At 58.4% G+C, this 18029-nt stretch carries 14 protein-coding genes and 1 pseudogene; 7 read left to right on the forward strand and 8 right to left on the reverse strand.

All coding sequences use genetic code 11. From position 1 onward, the window contains the following. The first annotated feature begins 331 nt into the window (after window positions 1-331). A complete protein-coding gene (locus NKI69_RS24390) occupies window positions 332-781 on the forward strand; it encodes an endonuclease (protein WP_352722683.1) in 450 nt (149 codons plus the stop codon). Between the two features lie 426 nt (window positions 782-1207). Here the strand turns inward: NKI69_RS24390 and NKI69_RS24395 are convergent. The 6 genes and pseudogenes from NKI69_RS24395 to NKI69_RS24420 form a co-directional block, all read right to left on the reverse strand. Further along, window positions 1208-2398, reverse strand: a pseudogene (locus NKI69_RS24395) (IS256 family transposase); the annotation flags it as partial. A gap of 195 nt (window positions 2399-2593) precedes the next feature. After that, window positions 2594-3709 (reverse strand): NAD(P)/FAD-dependent oxidoreductase, encoded by a 1116-nt coding sequence (locus NKI69_RS24400; RefSeq protein ID WP_023685855.1) that lies wholly within the window; start codon window positions 3707-3709, stop codon window positions 2594-2596. Continuing rightward, window positions 3706-5160 (reverse strand): LodA/GoxA family CTQ-dependent oxidase, encoded by a 1455-nt coding sequence (locus NKI69_RS24405; protein ID WP_352463771.1) that lies wholly within the window; start codon window positions 5158-5160, stop codon window positions 3706-3708. Before NKI69_RS24405 ends, NKI69_RS24400 begins: the two co-directional genes overlap by 4 nt. Window positions 5161-5211: 51 nt before the next feature. Continuing rightward, a complete protein-coding gene (locus tag NKI69_RS24410) occupies window positions 5212-6690 on the reverse strand; it encodes a hypothetical protein (protein WP_352722669.1) in 1479 nt (492 codons plus the stop codon). A 15-nt stretch (window positions 6691-6705) separates the two neighbouring features. Then, window positions 6706-7614, reverse strand: a complete 909-nt coding sequence (locus tag NKI69_RS24415) for a chymotrypsin family serine protease (protein ID WP_352461186.1) — start codon at window positions 7612-7614, stop codon at window positions 6706-6708. A 260-nt stretch (window positions 7615-7874) separates the two neighbouring features. Beyond that, complete coding sequence (locus NKI69_RS24420; protein WP_023685859.1) at window positions 7875-8840, reverse strand: endonuclease/exonuclease/phosphatase family protein; 966 nt, start codon at window positions 8838-8840, stop codon at window positions 7875-7877. 491 nt (window positions 8841-9331) lie between these two features. Between NKI69_RS24420 and NKI69_RS24425 the strand changes: the two genes are divergently transcribed. The 4 genes from NKI69_RS24425 to NKI69_RS24440 all read left to right on the forward strand — a co-directional run bounded on the left by NKI69_RS24425 (window position 9332) and on the right by NKI69_RS24440 (window position 13446). Next, a complete protein-coding gene (locus tag NKI69_RS24425; RefSeq protein WP_023685860.1) occupies window positions 9332-10672 on the forward strand; it encodes a tyrosinase family protein in 1341 nt (446 codons plus the stop codon). Next, a complete protein-coding gene (locus NKI69_RS24430) occupies window positions 10673-11209 on the forward strand; it encodes a hypothetical protein (RefSeq protein ID WP_023685861.1) in 537 nt (178 codons plus the stop codon). Window position 11210: 1 nt separating this feature from the next. After that, window positions 11211-11837 carry a cytochrome P460 family protein gene (locus NKI69_RS24435; RefSeq protein WP_031204492.1) on the forward strand — a complete coding sequence of 209 codons (627 nt, stop codon included), beginning with the start codon at window positions 11211-11213 and terminating at the stop codon, window positions 11835-11837. A gap of 64 nt (window positions 11838-11901) precedes the next feature. Beyond that, window positions 11902-13446, forward strand: coding sequence for a S8 family serine peptidase (locus tag NKI69_RS24440; protein ID WP_352722670.1), 1545 nt, complete (start codon window positions 11902-11904; stop codon window positions 13444-13446). 552 nt (window positions 13447-13998) lie between these two features. On the opposite strand, the gene tnpB is transcribed toward NKI69_RS24440, so the two are convergent. Continuing rightward, complete coding sequence (gene tnpB, locus NKI69_RS24445) at window positions 13999-14538, reverse strand: IS66 family insertion sequence element accessory protein TnpB (protein WP_198031560.1); 540 nt, start codon at window positions 14536-14538, stop codon at window positions 13999-14001. A gap of 48 nt (window positions 14539-14586) precedes the next feature. Between tnpB and NKI69_RS24450 the strand changes: the two genes are divergently transcribed. Next, window positions 14587-15543, forward strand: coding sequence for a Y4kA family protein (locus NKI69_RS24450; protein ID WP_352521988.1), 957 nt, complete (start codon window positions 14587-14589; stop codon window positions 15541-15543). 12 nt (window positions 15544-15555) lie between these two features. Beyond that, on the forward strand, window positions 15556-15897 hold the full coding sequence (locus NKI69_RS24455; protein WP_023685868.1) for a hypothetical protein: 342 nt from the start codon (window positions 15556-15558) through the stop codon (window positions 15895-15897). 711 nt (window positions 15898-16608) lie between these two features. Here NKI69_RS24455 and NKI69_RS24460 read toward each other — a convergent pair. Then, window positions 16609-17892: a RusA family crossover junction endodeoxyribonuclease gene (locus tag NKI69_RS24460; protein ID WP_050592024.1), complete on the reverse strand. Its 1284-nt coding sequence runs from the start codon at window positions 17890-17892 to the stop codon at window positions 16609-16611. Between the last annotated feature and the right edge of the window lie 137 nt (window positions 17893-18029).

Genomic DNA, 18029 nt, shown 5'->3' on the forward strand with positions numbered 1-18029 from the left:
TCCGTTGCACCGCATGTCATTGACCGGCCGTACTACGACAGCGCTGCGGACAAGGTTGCGAAAGAGGCCTATTGGGGGAGAGTCAGGCCAGAACTGCCAAACTTCACGGAGGCTGTCATCGAGCTTCTTGCGCAGACGCACACCAGGCCACTGAACTACCAGCCCTCCAAGTACGTCTACCCTTGGTCAATCTAAGGCGGAACGGCAAATTTCGCGGCATCTACTCCGGCTTCGAAGCCGATCCCGAAATCTTCATTCAAGCGGACATCGAAGTCGAACGCCACCGGCTCGAAGCCAAAAAAGCGCTGCTTGAGCGAGGTTTGTTGGAGTCATCCGGGCTGGAGGCGACGATCGAAGCCGGTTCCCGTACAATTGCGAGCACGTGGTGCCACAAAGCTGGTTCGAGAAGAAGGAGCCGATGCGCGGCGATCTGCATCACCTGTTCTCCTGGGAAACACGATGCAACAGCTTCCGATCAAACTGCCCCCTCGTGCAGCACACACTTGAACGGACGATGCAAGACTGCGGCCGTGTTGAAGAGGAGACATTCGAGCCAAAGGGTGGCAAGGGCGCGGTCGCGCGCGCGACGCTCTATTTCATGCTGCGCTATCCGGGCATTATCGGCCGGCGCTACGATGGCGGGAGGTTCAAGACATTGCTGGCTTGGCATACGACCGAAGCGCCAGACGAATGGGAGTTGCATCGCAACGCAGCTATTTCCGAAATGCAAGGCAACCGCAATCCGCTGATCGATTGGACTGGGCGACAGCGCTCGTATTGACCGGCTGACGTGCACCGACCTCGCGTTTTCCGACTGCATGTGTTTGCGGCAAACTGGGGTAGTCCGTGTCAACCAAACATTGTCGTGTGCGCGCTGAACGGATGAATGCGGCGGCACGTATATGCATTCATTTCCCCTGACTCAGGAATCCGCTTGCTGCGAACATTCAAAGGGCGTCCGCGTCGAACACTTGTCCCGCGTTAGGGAAATGTGGATCAAAGCGTGACAGGCAGTTACCTCAAACTTCCGTAGGGAATGTCGCGTTTCAATCGGCTCGCGTCAAACAACGCGGTTTCGCGGACAAGCCAAACAGCCAAGCCGAAGCAAATGGCCATGCTCGCCACATTGGCTGAGACCTGCAATGTGTTGGGTATGGGGGTTGTGTGCGTCAAGTTCTGCAAAATGGGGCAGCCATGATGCTGGCCATGCGGCTTGGCGCAGAGCGAGCTTCTTGTGCTCGCGCAGGTCGTCCATGTTGATGTATCGGTTGGCCTCCATCCAGTTTTCATTGGTCTCGACGGCCAACGCCCTGACCAGGCGCAGGCAGCTTTCGGTGTTGGGGAAGATGCGCACGACATAGGTGCGCCGGCGGATTCCTCGTTGAGCCGCTCCAGCATGTTGGTGGATTTGAGATGCTTGTGGTGCTGTCTCGGCAGCCTGAAGAAGGTCAGGGTTTGTTCGATGGCATCCTCGGCCCAGCCTGTCAGGCGCGGATAGCGTGCCGACCATTTGGCAAGCCATGCGGCAAGATCAGCCCTGGCCTCCGCGAGATCGCGCCGGTCGTAGAGCCAGCGCAATTCCTGCAGGCAGTCGTCGCCGTGCTTCCTCGGCAGATGATCGAGCGCGTTCCTGAGGAAGTGCACGTAGCAGCGTTGCCAGGCGGCTTCGGGGATCACCTCGCCGATCGCTGCCACCAGGCCGGCGTGATCGTCGGACACAACCAACTCGACGCCCTTGAGGCCGCGCGCCTTGAGGCCGACGAGGAAGTCCCTCCAGGCCGAGCGGCTCTCGCGATTGGCCATCTCCACGGCCAGGATCTGGCGCCTTCCGTCCCAGTCGATACCGACCGCGATCAGCACCGCCTGGCTCATGACAACACCGGCTTCACGCACCTTCTCGTAGGCGCATCGAGGATGAGGTAAGGAAACGGCTCTTGAAGGGGGCGCCTGGCAAAGGCAGCGAGGCTCTCGTCCAGCCGCTTGTTGATGGCCGAGATCGACGAGGCCGAGAAGGCATGGCCGCACAGTTCTTCCGTGATCGCCTCACCTTGCGGGTCGACACGCCCTGCACATACATCTCCGCCAGCGTCGCCACCAAGGCCCGCTCGGAACGCTGGTAGCGCTCGAACAGCTCGGTGGAGAAGCGCCCGGCACGGTCCTGCGGAACCCGCAGCTCGAGCTTGCCGACCCGCGTCACAAGGGTACGGCCGTAATAGCCCGAGCGATAGCCAAGCCGTTCGGGCGTGCGCTCGCTCTTCGAGGCACCCAGCGCCTCCTCCATCTCGGCCTCAAGCACCTCCTGCATCACCGCACGGAGCACTTCGTGCAATCCATCCGGGTTCGAAAGCAGAATGTCTTTGACGGCAGCGCTGGCGGTCTTAACTTCAGTCTTGGTCATGGTGGCGTTCCTTCGCGGGAATCAGGTGACGTGAACAATCACCAGCCTGCCATGACCGCCCCCTCTCAGCGAATTTGCAGAACTCTCAGCACATTACCGGTATGGGGGATTTGGGTGCGACCGACACCCGCGACTTTGCTCAGCCTGCCACAAGTCGCGCCCCTGCCGCATCCCGCAAGCGTTGCACACCACAAATCAGTCTTGCCGGCGTCGCCAGAACGTCGATTTGGAAAATCTGCGCTCCAGCCCGTAGTTGGCGAGTCGTTCAACTGCATGCGTATTGTATTGCCGCATGACGCGATCCGCCCACTTCGACCGTGCCGTGCCGTCGTGTGAGCTGGAATCCAGTATCAAATCGGCTGTTTCAATGCCCGATCCAAGCGCGCATGCTATTCCCTTGCCGCAAAGCGGATCATAGGCCGTGAGCGCGTCACCAGTAGCTATCCAATTTTGCGCCATTCCGATAGTTCGGATGCCCGATCCCGCGCCAAACCCAGACCACCTGTACTCCATCAAGCATGTCTCGGCGATCTTCGTTGTAAGCACCGGCAGCGCAACCTGACACAATTGGGTCAGCATGAACTCGGACTGTGCTCGTTTTCCGGCGGGGAGCAGGTCGGCGTCGGTCAAAAAAACCACGACGATACGACCGCTGGGAGTTGTTATCGAATACCACCAGCCGCTCGACGCGGCTTGAAGATGCAGTGCTTCTTGCAAGATATGCGCCTCCGAGTTCTCGCCCCCGCCGATCATCGCGATTGCGATAAGTCGGTCCAGCCGGTGTTTGGACTGCGACGGAGTACCGGGAGCCCGGCGATTTCGGCCGGTAGCGGCCACTATCCATTCTGTTCGACCCTGAGCCAGGCCTTCGCTGGATTGCAGCGCAAATTTCCATTTGCCCTGGTCGATTTCGAGATTTGTTACCCTGCTGCGCGTAAATCCTGCTGCACCAGCCTGCTCCGCTGAATTGAACAAAGCTTGGTCGAACCGATTGCGATCCAGACGGTAGCTCCGACCTTGGAGCTTCAGCATCGGGACCCGCGGTTCGCTCGCCAAGCTTCCCCACTTGGCCATGACGCCGCTGCAGCGAGACGCCCACGCTTGGGTTTCCAGCGCTTCAAGACCGAGAGATGACAGGTGCGACTGGGCTGAAGAGTCTATGACTTCTCCGATACGGAAGGCCGAATAATCCGTTGCCTCGACGATGGCGACGCGAGCTCCGCCTCGTGCCAGCCGATTTGCGCAGGCACTGCCGGCCGGGCCGCCACCGATGATCAGGGCATCGAGGTCGAGTTCCGGCTCTCTGCTCATGCGAACAGGTTTGGATCGGATCGCTGGGTCTCGACGAACACGGTGTTGCCTGCCGGATCCACTTGCGCAGTGACGAATCCCAATTTTGAGAAGTTGTGCACCATGTCAAGGTGGCTGGTGACCCCGCGCGCCCACTGCAACGTAGCCGGAGACGATGCGGAAATTCGCACGGTATCGGGGCGCTGCGATGGCCACCAGTTACCACGACAGTCGAAGAAATCCGCCTGCCAGGGCAGCGCCATGTGCGCAGTCAGGTCGCCGGGCGCCAGCTGAGCTTGGTCGATTCGGTAGTCGAAGGGAACCCGATAGATCGTTGGGTCAGTCAGGAGGATACCCCCCTCGATGCCAGGATAGAATCCCCGGCCAATAGTACCGTCGAGCGCCGCCCGTGTCAGTCCGTCCGCCATCAAACCAGCTGGAACCTGTGGTAACCCAACCCAGTCCGAAGCGAAATTTCCGAGTACCCATTGATCCAAAGCCTGGTTTTGCAAGCTCGTTAGGCGATAGCGTTGCAGCAGGCCTTCGATATCGCGAACATGGTCAGCGTTTTCACTGCGCAGCGCCGCAGCCGCGGCTGTGTTGTTGCCCAGCGCGGCCCAATCTTCGCTGACTTCGCTCCAGTTCGGGTCCGAATTAACCCATTGCAGCCGCCTGGTCCTCAGCAGCATCGGAAAAATGTGGTTTGTAAATGAGATTTGGGCCGGTGCGGGAACGCCGAAGTTCGCGTGGCCGACATCGGCAAGGATATCGTACAGCGTGACGACACCCTGGACTTCGGGCGCATAGTCCGGCGGTCCGACAATCACCCATGCCCCCTCGACATCCTCGTCAAAACTGCCGTCGGCACGCCGGATTTTTGCCTTCACGAACCCATCCGATGTGTCGTCGTGCCAGCCCGGATTTGTATAAAAACTTGGGAGCGGTGCGTTGGTCGGCGAGGAAGAAAAACCGAACCCGCCACAGACCAGCAGGTTTTGGTCCTTATCCGTCCGTAACTCACCGAGTGGCACGCGTCGTCCTTTGTACTCGCCCGTATTGAAGCGAACCGCTAAGGCGCTGGCGCCAGTGATCGAACGGCTGCCCGGGTCAACGAGCAGCTGACTTGCATTTGCAATGAGCTGTGGTCGAAGCGGCTGTGAGGGAGGGCCGTCCGGCCGCTGTACTGCAGCTTTCCTGTTTGCCAGGTGCACGGTCCACTCGACGGTCGAGCCAGCGGCGAGTTGCGCAGGCTGAGGTGCTCCGCCATCGGGCGGCAGTTCGAACAACCTGAACCTTGCCGCCTGTCTTTTGACCTGATCTGCGTCGACTTTGTATTCGGTGACGGCCGTCTCCACCCCCGCAGCGTCGATTTCGACGCCGCGATGGCCGGGTCGTTCCGGGCCGACATAGAACCTGTCGAGGTCGTTTCCGAGCCTGGCAATTCCTATCGCTGGATAGATTCGATACGGCATAGCAACGCTCCTCCCTTCGAAGTTGAGGTTTGGTCGACGTCATGCGACCGATCACTGCATTCCATTGAGGAGATCCAGGAACTCGCGAAGATCCTCCGTGGCTTCCGGGACACCCTGGTTTATGGCAAGACCGGGGAAAATTCTGTCCTGAGGCATCCAGAATCCGGAGTCACCGACATCCACGGCTCGCTCGTTGATGCCGGCGACTCTCTGCGCGACGGCCGCCCGGTCAAACACGTTGTAGCTGACCGAGCTGTGACACCGATAACAGTATCGGTTGAGGTAGTAGACGAGCTTGCGATCCTCTTCGCGGGCCGGGTTCCAGGGGTCGGTACCGAAGCCTCGCCCAGCTGGCGGGACTCGGTTTATTCCGGATGCTCCCGGCCCATGCAGTTCAAGCCATTTCGTGACTGCGTTAAGCTGAAAATTGTTGCCTCCCCCAACCTCGGTATTCTGTGCTTTTACTTCCTCGTTGAACTTCCTGATGGCGTCGAACGCCGATGCAAATTCCGGCGCGGCGGTGTCCTTGCCGCCGTCGTAGAGAAGGCCGAACGGCGATTGCGCCAGTGACGTGAAATCCTCCTCGTTAAATTTTGAGTCGGTCAGCCCATATTCCGGCAGCACACGGTCGAACCAATGATCGGTGTCGAGGAAATTCAGCTTTCCTCTCACTTGAGAGAACCCGCCGTGACACTGCTGACAGGAATCCGCGACGAAGTATTCTTGCGCGGCCGAATTGGTTTCGGGATCCCGGTCGTCCTCATCGAACGTCGCTTTGAGATTGAAGATGATCGGTCCGTTTTCTTGAAAGGCGCCATCGATCTTTTCCGGTTTGCCGGCTGAATCGAGCTTAACGAACGGACCATAAGTCATGAAGAAAGTGGGCCGCTTGTCGCCAGTGTACGGGCCGCTGCCGAGTTTGCGTGTGATGATGACCTGGTTGAATTTGGAGACATTCCGGTCGGGATCGAACGGGTCGCCGGTTGCGGTTGCCTCAAACGTATTCTGCAGGACATAAAGCGTTCCAATACCGTTCGAGTCGGCCGGCGACCCCGCCTTCGCCTTGAACCTGACCAGCTTGCGCCAGCCGAAACCGCCGGCCGGAGGATCGGTTGGCTTTTCCGCGACATCAGTGATTTTCGGCGCAAAAAAACGGATCGCCAGGATTTCATCATTCGAGCCGAGCGCCATCAACTGCTGCGAGGTAAGGGCGTGAAGATCGCTCGACTTGACGTTCGTATGACCAAAATATGCAAGCAGATCGGCGATAGACGTAGATAGGATCGCATCAGTTGGCTGCCCCGGAAAAAGCTGCTTCGAAATCACATCCTTGTAGTATGCGATCGCAGCCTGCTCGCTACCGCCCTCCACCTGGAACTGTTTGAGCTGGAAGGCGTGTCCATTGAGTTGACTGCGAGGATGTCCGGCCGAAATCTCCTCCGCTCGGGAAATACCAGCCGCGAAGACGGATAGCAGACAGGCGGCGGACAGCCTGATGGAAGTGCAAATGAATATATTGCCCAGGGGCATGAACTGTCCTCCTTGTTAGACGACTGGCGTCGATGTTGGTGCCTCCAAACCGAATCGGCGAAAAACTGCCTTCAGCGGGCTTATGAACGTGCCTCGCGCGGTACCACCGACGACAAGTCCAACAGCCCGCCGCGACATCGCGTCGACGACGAGCGCACCGGAGTCTCCTCCGAGAGAGAAGGCCTTCTCAGCGCCACCGACGAAAACGACATCGGCGAATGCATATGATTGTCCACCGGAGACGATCAGCCCTTCGGCTTGGGTGTCCAACACCACCCCGACCGTGTGCAGCGAGGTTGCGCCGTGCTTGCGTACGCTTTGATAGAGCAAGGGCTCCATAAGAGGCCATTGCGGCTCACCGATCGCCGGGATCATGTTGGTGACGTCGGCTAGATGGTCCAAACGAGCGACCGCCGCATCGAACCTGTTCGGCTCGTCGCCTATCTGGAGAGGCTCGAAATCAGCCAGAACAGCAAGCCGTGTCGAAGTTGCCGACGGTGCAGGCGGCTCGACGATCAAGTCACCAATCTCACCGGCGCCGGACAGCGCCAAAACATGACACGCCGAAAGTATGTACCAGGCCTCATCGCCGGGCTTTCGTACCAAGCAGCCCAGGGAGCCTGCCTTGCCTCGCACGTGGCTGATTCCGATGCCGAGATGCGCAGGCCTGGAATGAAAGCGCGGCTGGCCGATCGGGATCACATCAGTCGCTATTCCGGCGACAAACCGAGGGATTTTCTGATCGAGTGCGAGATCAGCCAGGGGAATTTTTCGTCTAACATAAACCCGGACGGCTAGGTCACCGGTGATCTTCCCGGCTGTCTCCTTCGCACCGTATCCGATCCCAACGAGGTTCGCATTCTGTAGCAATCGAAACGTCGTTCGGGATGTCATGGCACGATTTGACGCAAGGCTTTTCGCCACTAACCCCCTATCCGCGGCTATTCGCAAAAAAACAGCCTGTTTCTTCAGCCGAGCATCATGTCGAAACTGCGTCCTTGAAACATGCCCACCCTGGCTCAAAATTTGCGGCTGGGCGCGGCTAGCCACCTCAGTAGACTGCGAGCGCTTCGACGACACTATGTTCGCTCCGGCTTGAGGATAAGGCGTCGTACATCTGCATTCTCTCAATCCGATCCCGTTGATCACTGGTCATGGCTGGCGTTTTCGCTTGCGCGCTGTGCCTAGGGGAGGACGAGATCAATCTGGATTGGGCAGTGATCACTTAACCGATCGCTCCCTTGCCCACCGGCGGCGCTTACATCGGCGAATTTGGAGCGCGTTACCCGATACGAGCCTTCTTTGAACCAGTCCGATACCTTCGCGTCCATCACGATCCAGTCAATTGGCTGGGTGCTTGCACCAAGTCGCGTTGGGCACTTCCTTGTGACGGTCTCCGGATACGCTACGAGAAGCGGCTCATCGAGGTTCTCGCCATTTAGAAAACGCCACATCGGATCCTGGAAATTAAACTGGCGGAAACGCCGGTTGAAGTCACCGGCGATGATGAAGGCCGTGTGCTCCGCAACTCGCTCGTCGATGAATTCCTTCAACGGGAGCCGCTGCTGCCAGAAGATCAAGCAATCCGTATCGGTGCTCTGATCGGGCGCGGCCTGCGTTGAACAGCTCGACTTTAGGTGGACCGAGACCACCCAGACCGAAGTCCCAAACACGTCCAATTTCAAAGCCGTGCCGCGTCGCGTGTAGTGAGTGCCTCCGTCTTCATCAACATCGGCAATCTGAAGGCCGAGGATGTCCCTTTGCTCAAGGACTTTAATGTCATCTCGCTTGCGAACGACGACAGCTGCGTGAATATCCTTCGAGGCTGCGGCCTGCGTGTCCTCGACATATCGAGACTCAATGAAAGTCTGATATTCGGACGCGGGGAACAGGCGAGCAACCGCCTCCTGGGTTCCGACCTCTTGCAGTGCGACTACGTCAGCGGCCAGTCCTTCAGCGTAACGCTTTAACGCCTCGAAATCGGCTTGTTGGCGCTTTGTACCAATTCCTTCGCGAAGTTCCACGTCGACGTGGTGATGGAAATTGGCGATGTTCCAGCTTGCCAGACGAATATTTGTCTCGGCAAATGCAAGGGACGGAATACAGAATAAGATTGTGCCGAGAATTGGAAGGTAGAAGGACGACGACATGGCGTCTGCTCTCCGATTGGGCTGTCAATTCTCCTCGCTACTCATCAGAAGCACCCACTGCCACGCGAACAAATGCTGCGTGGGCCTTCGTGCACTCCAGTCTTTTGCGACGAACCCGGGCTGACCCCCCTGCAGTTCGCGTAAGTGGATTGAAGCGTAGCCGCAGCGCCGTGACTCGGGCGTGACAAGTCGCTGGCACGGGTTGCCGACTAATTCCAAGGCGCTCCCCGGCTTGAGCAAAACGCGCCTGCATAGTCCGGCGGCTGAAGGTTCGCCCGATTGGGCCAGCGAAGGAATTCTCTTCCGTAGCCCGGCGAACTCTGCACTACCTTTTCATAACCGGCGGCAGCTGCGGACCGGCAATCAGACGACAATCATTCCGCTACCGGGGCTGTCACGCCCGAGTCACGCCGCCGACAGTAAGCTGTGACAGGCCGTGTTTTAGACGGTTCATCCATCGTCCGGTTTTCGGAGTACCCAAGGGGGAAGCAATGCTTAGCCGACGGTCAGTACTCAGCGTTCTCACCTGCGGAAGCCTCACTGGCCCATGGCTCTTCAATGCACTCCACTCGCGCGCCGTGGCGGGCGAAACGCGCACGAGGAAAAACATCGATCAGCTGACACCGCAGGAAGTCGCTGATTACGGCTATGCGATTTCGATTCTCCGGAAGCGGAGCGAGGTCAATCCGAATGATCCCGCCGGGTACGACTATCAAGCCGCACTTCACAACGCGGATCGCACTCATCCGGACGGCACGGTTGGTTCGTGCGAACATGGGAGCGAGGAATTCCTACCTTGGCACCGCATTCACCTGCTGCTCTTTGAGGATCTCCTACGTGCATCGGATCCTCCTCGTACCTCGAACATTACCCTCCCATATTGGAACTGGCAGGAAAACGCCTCGGGCAAACGCTTTCCGAAAGCATTCGAAGATACGGCTTCGCCGCTGTTTCATGCTGGCCGGTGGGGTGTTGACGCGGGACCGGCACAATGGGATCCCGCCGATATTGCCGTCGCGATAAATGAAGACGACTGGAATCTGTTTGCAGGGGACGCAAAGCCGGCACCGAGCTACGGCTATCTTGAGCTTCATGCCCACAACACCATGCATGGTACGATCGGCCCCACAATGGGCGATCCTGGAACTGCAGCCGAGGACCCGATCTTCTGGTCCTTCCACAGTTTCATCGACCTTACCTGGGCTCGCTGGCAGCGACTTAATAGCCAAACTGCCCAGAATGGCGCGGCTACCGTGTGGGTTGAACCGGAGAGTCGAACCGTCAACCAAATGATCGTCGCGACGATGGATTTGGGTTACCTGTATGAGTTCGATTTCGCGGCGGATGGCGAGGCCGAAATACAGATGGCAGGAACCCGAACAACCAACGCGCTGTCGCCCGATCGAGTTGGCCTGCGCGCGATGACGACTAGCGTGGCCGCCCCAACCAAGGAGGGCGCGAGGCGGTTGCTCAAGCTGGTCGGTGTGTCGCCGTCTCTTGAGGCGAGCTACGAAATCCTGGTCTATGTTCATCCCGCGGGCTTTGACCCATTAGCCGGCGGTCCATCCTCAGAACGCGACGGCTTCTTGATTGACCGCCTTGTGATTTGGAAGGGTCGCGCAGGACACGGCCACCATGGCGGCGCGAGCGTATATGTCGATCTGAGCAAGGCGAATGGCCGGGATCTCTTGGACGGCTGGCAGTTGACGGTCGTCACCTCGGCGCTACCCCTTGTACCGCCCGCCGAGCGCGTCAACCTTCAGGACTCGGTCAATGACCGCCTTGCTTCGATCTCAAATCTCATCCAGCGCCTTGAGATTGAGGAGCGGTAGATGGCCCGGACGCCGGTATTTGAACTGCATATTCGGCCGATGTTTCGGGTGATCGACTGGGCACACATGCTGCCCAAACGCATCGGACCGGATCCGATAGACCTTTGGAATTATGATTTTGTATGCGCGCACGCTGAGGAGATTCTTGTCGAGCTCACCAACGCCACGCCCATGCCCACCCGAATGACAGGAGGGCCTTGGCCGGACGAGTGGATCGCTGTCTTCGAGCGATGGACGGCTGAGGGATGCAAGAAGCTCACCTTGGCAGCTGGATCAAACTATAAGCTCCGGCAAGTTGGTCCAAACCTGGCCTTGAGCTGCAATGCGACGCTTGACGATGTGAGTTCGAGGGCCTGGTTTGACTTCACCGATCCAACCATCGAGACGCGGCGATACCGACTGGTAACGGAGCCGCTGCCGGCTGGCCAGGCGGGAACCCCTTTCCCAACCACGATCAAGGAGCAAATCTTGTCGACAACCGTTGCTTCGGTGGTCGTGGAGGACGCCGCGGGCTCACATGTTGTGGAGCGAAGCTAAGATGAGCGGTAAGGGTTCACCCGCCCGTTCCGCTGTGCTCGGCGTTCTGTTGCTAAGCATGGCAAGTCCCGTTGCCGCCGACCCCTCGGAGTTTACACCGACCTACGAGGAGAATGGGCAGCTTAAGGTTCCTGAAGGATTCGACACTTGGGTCTTTGTGGGCTCTAACCTGGGCTTGTCCTACAAGAACAATCTTGCCGCCATGACTTCGCTTGAGGCCGAGCGCGCGGTCGAAGCACTGTTCCACAATGTCTACCTCGATCCCCACGCCTACAAGGTCTTTGTAGAAACCGGAGAGTTCGCGGATCCCACGACCCTGGTTATGGAAATATTCGCCGCCGCGGACCGAGAACCCAAAGGCGTCCTGGCCGCAGGACAATACAACGGCGACTTCCGGGGCCTTCAGGTCGCGGTTAAGGATTTAAGCAGACCTGGCAGGCAGCCCAGCGGGTCCGCATGGGCCTACTATGTTTTCAACAACGGCGCCATGGTCCTGCCATCAGCTCCGGCTTTTCCGGATGTCGCGTGCGCCAACTGTCACAAGGCCCATGCGAGCAAGGACAATGTGTGGGTGCAGTTCTACCCCACCCTGAGAAAGCTGGCGTCTCCAGACGGGCAGGGGCGCTGACAACTTAGGCGGTGGCACCGCCGGCGCTCGGCGAGTGATCTTAACAAGAACCTTGGGGGCTGGTATGGCAGCGCGCAAAATTTCGCGAACAACGATCGGTAAGGCAAAGATTGTGGTGCGTCGTGTGCGCACGTGGCCCACGCCTAAGGTATTGTCATTCGGAGTGGGTCTCGAGCCGATCGTCAAAACCTCCAAGCCGTTGGCTGAGCGCATCGCCCGTTTGGCAGAGGAGGTGCCGTTCAGCGTCGCAACCTCGACGAAAAGCGGTGAGCCCATTCAAGCACAGATTGGCCTACTGACTTCCGGCAATATCGATGCCTTTCGACCGCTTCCAGAGGAACGGGAACGTGCGCTCGAAAAACTTGAGGCCGTCGGCTGCACGGTTGTGCGGCGCGGCCGCTTCTCCGTTTCGATGCGCGGTCCGGCCCATGTTGTTCAGGAAATTATCGGGCAAAAACTGGTCGTGCAGGCCAGCCCGCAGCAGTCCCCATTGCGCTCAACTCGGATGTTCGCTGAGAGCTTTTGGAAGCCAAGCCCGCAAGATTTGTTTCTGGCGCCCGAAAAGTCATTGAGTGTTTCCAGCAAAGTAGCCGATGGCGTTGATCACTTGGTGTTCATTCCTCCTCCTCTGTTCTTCGCGCAACCCAGTGCAAAAGCGCCCAATGCAAAATTCCATTCACTCAATGAAGCTGCGATCCGCAAGCTGCTAAATGTGCCTAAAGGTGTCTCAGGGGCGGGTGTCCGCGTGGCGGTCGTCGACACAGGCTTTTTTCCGCACCCTTACTACACAAAAAACAAGCTCGCGCTGACGCCGGTAAAGACGAACTCAGCCCCGCGCCCGCACATCGACGTGGAGGGGCACGGCACGGCAATCACTTACAACGTCTTTGCGGTCGCTCCCGGTGCGGAGGTGTTAGGCTTCCAGCACACCGACCCCCCGCAGGATGCAATCGAGGATGCTGCCGATCAGGGAGCCGATATCATAAGCTGCTCATGGGGCTATGACCGAGAGCAGGTCTTTCCGATCCTCCAAGCGTCCCTTCTGGATGTCATTGCCGAAGGCAAAATTGTGCTCTTCGCGTCAGGAAACGGCCACTATGCGTGGCCGGGCAGTGAGCCCGACGTGATTTCCGTGGGGGGCGTTTACAGTGACGAGAATTTCGGGTTGGAGGCAAGTAACTATGCCAGCGGCTATATGAGCGGTATGTTCTTGAATCGGAGAGTGCCGGATGTAGCGGGATTATGCGGCCAGACCCCCCGAGCCATCTACATCATGATGCCAACCCAGCCCGCAAACGAAATGGACCGAGACTTAGGAGGCGCCGATTATCCTGCCGGCGACGGTACGCTTCCCGATGACGGATGGGTCGGCGCATCAGGGACGAGCTCGGCGACACCGCAAATTGCTGGGGTTGTCGCTTTGATGCTTGAGCGAGCCAAGGCAAAGGGGCGCACCCTGTCGCCCAGCGAAGTCAAAGCCATGCTTACCGGGTCATGCACACCGATTTCTCAAGGACGCAATGCAATGGGATTCCCGGCCGTAGGCCAGCCCAACAACGCGGTTGGATACGGTCTCGTCGACGCGGCCAAAGCCCTCGCACAAGTTTGATAACCAATCGCCTGCCATATGGCTGACAACCGTGTATGCTTGGTCGCCATGAAAGGTGACTGGTCATGAAAACGAGGGCCACGGTACGTGTTCGAATGCCGCCGGGACAAACTGGCTCCCAGCCAGTGCGGATGAAACTGGCTGCGGACGTATTGAAACAAAGTGGTTTCAAGGTACTGAGAATCGGCCGCATCGGAGTCAGTGTGGAGGCAGACGCCCAAGTGTTTAGGAGAGAGCTCGGTGTCGAGGTTCCTATCGCCTCGGGCACTATTGCTACCAATCCCCAACGGTCGGATCTTTCGGACCTCGTTGACCTCGTTGAGATAGCCGGCAAGCCACTGCTTTTTTAGCGACCGCGCCGAGTCTCAAACTTGCCGTGGTGACGATCGCTGCAGGCCAGCTACCCTGTAAAACGGTTTCCAAAACTCCCTCCCGATCGGCGCCTCCAATTTTCCAAGCCGATTCACAGAACGGTAGCCGACCTGCGCGCGCTGCAGCTGCTTGATGATCGAGTGAAGACGCTCGATCTCACCGTCGCGATCCTCGACGACATCAGCCGTGTCTGAGCAGCAACTTCCCTCGATTTGCTGCGTCTTTGCTGCGAATTTCACCTGGCCAGATGCGGTCGCCAGAAGCGCTGCGGCGTACGCCAATCGATCGCTTCGAGCAGCGTCGCGAGTTGCGCCGGCGACAGCGGCACCTAGCCACCTGGCTCCGCCAACCCGGCCACCAGAAGTTTCCACGGTCGATTCGCTTGGTGAACAGGCAAAGCCCCGTGCCATCCCAAAAGGGATCTTCAGGAGCGAGGTATTCTTGCCGCGGAACACGAACGGATGCCCCGAGAAGATCCTTCTTCAGATGTTCTTGGATCAGCGTGGCGAGGCCATCGTGCCCTTTGCGCATGTCGGTGTGAATGCCAGATGCGAACGGTAGGTCGGGGCTTTCGCATGTCAATGGGTCAATTTTTATCCCATACTTCGTCGTCTGCCAGAATGGAACATCGATAGCCTGATCGCCAGTATAGCAAACTGTTCTGTGGAAAAGAAAGAGAGAGAGTGTTTCCTGAGCCCATAAGATGTCCTGATGCCTCATTCAATCATGTAGGGCGAATCAAGGGCGGGCGTTATCTTGAAAAGGATATTGACGGCTGTCATAGCAGCACAAACTATGGTTTCCGGATGTGCTATAAGACCGTTGCCGGAAGAGGTGACGGGCGTTGATACGTTTGGAATCGTGAATCAAATCCGTTGTGAAATGCGCCAGAGCATTCGCAATACTCTTGTCGACTATTTGACTGGCGGGGAGGGGGTCGACGATCCTTCGCGGCAAATCGGACGCCAACTGAAGGCCTCTCCCGACGAAATTACTCGCTTCTCCCCCTCGGCGCTTACCGGCAATGCCAGAAAACTGGTGTCTCTATTTTGGTCAAGTGGTATCGCGTACAACTTTGAACTTGATATGAAATTGGACAACCAATTATCGGCATCTACATCGTTTCTCGATAAATTTCCCGCAAGATTGTTCGAGCTCGGAGTTGATGCCAGTTTGGATCGTTCCCGTCAGAACACGCGAGAATTTACCGTCACTGACAAAGTTGATAACTTAATCGCTCATCCGCCCTACGGGGGCTGTCGAGGCAAGATCGTCGGACCCAACTACATTTACCCGATCGCGGGTCAAATAGGCGTCGAGGGCATGCTGCACAATTTTGTCTACCTAAGCCTGCTCGGCAACTTGGCAGCTAAGAAAGACGCAACAGGAAGTGCACCGACTATTACTGAGACCCTGAATTTCGAAACGACGATTAGCGGGACGGCCTCCCCGAAGGTGGTGTTCAATCCCCTGCCAGAACGCAGCTTCCGGCTCGCAGAGGCAGGACTTGTTGCGGAAACAAAGCGCATCGACACGCATAAAGTTATCATCGGCTTGTCGATACCCGAGTCTGCTAACAGTGATTTCCGGGACGCCCGAGGCCAATACGAGGGGCAGTTCTTGTCAGCAACGGGTGACCCAACTTCACTAAACGCCGCGCGCGCTGTTGACCGCTCGATTGCGAGAAAGGCTTTTCAGACGGTTGTCCAGATAAACACTAACTAGGAAGGTATCTCCATGTCCGACCAATCGGATCCACGCAATCTTGTCACGTTCATGACGGCTGACGAGCCTGTGTCGTTTGCGGCGCGGGATATATTTCAAGTTCTCGATATGTATCGCAGACATGGCAAGGAACAGGTTTTTCGCGATTGGTTGGACAAAAACGGCCCGGGCGGCAGCTTAGAGATCCTTCTTCCCAAGGATACGGTAAATGCGTTGAAATTGGCTGTCGCGTCGGATCCGGCGCTGAGAGACGATCCGATCGCTCAGCGAATCATGAACCCGCCCCAGGCGATTGAGGGTCTGGATACGTTCTCCGCCCATTCCTCGTGTTGCGGCTTCTCCTCCGGCGGTTAGGAGGAAGCAGACGCCCAAAGGGTCGACTACAGTTGATGGCTTCTCATCCAGGCTGGCGTCATCGGTACGTCGATCATAGATCCCCGGACGCTGCTCAACTTGGGAGAAACGGGAGATAAGCGCCGACCGAAAATGGTCGCGGAGCAAGGCTGCCTAGAAGGCATCCAGTTTGGGCTGGGGTTTCCTGGAAGCTTTTCGAACTTTCTGGGTCGCGCCTCAGCCCGAGTTGCGGGTGCTTATGGACAAAGTAGGATACTAGATTCGGCTTTTGATAGTGCGGAAGGCATCGACTTCTGGCACGTATTCCGCGGGCGTCAGCATCTCCTCCCGAGTTCTCTACGGTCTGAACGGCAGCCTCAGTTCGGCCGCTCCGATGATCGGTTAATTATCCTAAGAGCAGCCGTCAACGTGTAGCACTATGGTTCAGACACTATGTCGGCGCACACTTCACTACACCGTCCACCGTATCGCTGAGGAATATGTGGTTGACGTAGTGCCCGGTCGCCTCGGCATGTGAACCTGCAGTTGGCAGAAGCGTCTTGCCGGGATCGAGCAGCCGGCAGGCGACATACATCCCCCAGAAGCGTGTATCCGGCTCCCGCGCGTACTCGCCGACGAAGTTTGGGTCGGCGAAGGTCTCATAGACCGCGATCCATGGCCGGGCCCGAGACAGAACAAATCAACCAAGCTTGTCGTCCTTGTCCCGGATCATCACCATCGCTGTCGCTTACCAGACGTGCTCGACTGTGCGTCAGCCCACTTGCGCGAGCACTCGTCGATACGGTCGAACGTATCGCCGCGTCCGTCCATATCCGCTACGAGCGCGACGCTGACGAAACCGGGTCCGCCCTCGACCGGTGGAAGCCGCCACGCCTCGTACCGCGTCACACCCTGTTTCGTGCCCGGAGGCGGCGTTGGGTTCGGACCCCATCGGTCCGCGAGAACGGGATCACGTCGGCGCAGTTCGTCGAAGTCGATCGTCCAACGATGATCGGTCACCGTGCCGAATGACGGGATGATCCGGGGCAGGAGGTAATCGCGGACGATGTTGTCCAGGTCGTGAAGCACTGCTGCGGGGGTCGCTGCGCTCGGACGTACCACCACCTGGAGAGCGACGGCGATCACCAGCGGACTGATGACCCAGTCCCACCGCTGCTTGAAGGCTGCGATCTCTTCCTCAACCCTGCGCTTGAAGGCCCCTGAGCTGCCCGGGGTGATCGGAAGGTCGCCCAGCTGAAGGCGCAGCTTGGACCGGCCGATCAGCAGCGCCCATTGATCGGGCGGCAGAATCGGCGTCGACCCTTCCGGACGCCCGTACATCCAACCGAGGACAGGGATGTCGATGCCGCTACACCCGAGCAGAGCGCGTTGCGCGCTCCAGCGAAGCATCTTGAAGTACGCGTCGTAGAAGTCGTCACCCAGCCGCTCGCGCTGCCCACGCTCATCGCGGATCAGGTTGCGAAGATCCTCCATAGCCTCTTCCTCTTGGTCCCACCGGTAGACGTCTCCATAATTCTCCATCTCGTCGACACGGATCGCTTCGGCCGCAAGCTCCATATCGTCGAGCAGCGCCGACAAGGGCCGGCCGGCCACATGGATCATCGGATAATCTTCGCCGTGCCGGCAGCTGACGGAGAGCGCCTGGATCTGAGCATCGTTCTTGTAGAGGAGGTGCCGACGCATTCCCGGCACCCCCGCCCGCCGTTTCCCGAGGAGATCCAGCAGGTTCTTCGCGATCGTGTGCGCCTGCGGCGCAGTTCGGCTGGTGGTCGCTAGGTCGATCTTCAGCGCGACGGGTCCATTGAACGGTGCCCGCGAGAAGGTCGCCATCTGTTCAGACACCGCTGTCTGGAACCGGTCTCGATCGGCGTCCCGCATCCTCTTTGACTGCGGCTCAATGTCATGCACCAACACACTCACGCCTCGCCTGGCGCGCTTGCGGTAGCGCGCGACCGCCAGGCGCTCGTCTCGAGCCCGATTGGTGCCCCGCCGCATCAGTTCTTCGATCTGGCCACGCTGGCTAACTCCCCCTGTGACATCGCAGCGAACATATAATGATCAGGGGCGCTCCGCGACCTTGCGAAAATGGTCGACGGACGTGATGCCTTAACAATCGGCGATCTGCGCGCCTG

The sequence above is a fragment of the Mesorhizobium sp. M0491 genome (assembly GCF_040321265.1).
Lineage (GTDB): Bacteria > Pseudomonadota > Alphaproteobacteria > Rhizobiales > Rhizobiaceae > Mesorhizobium.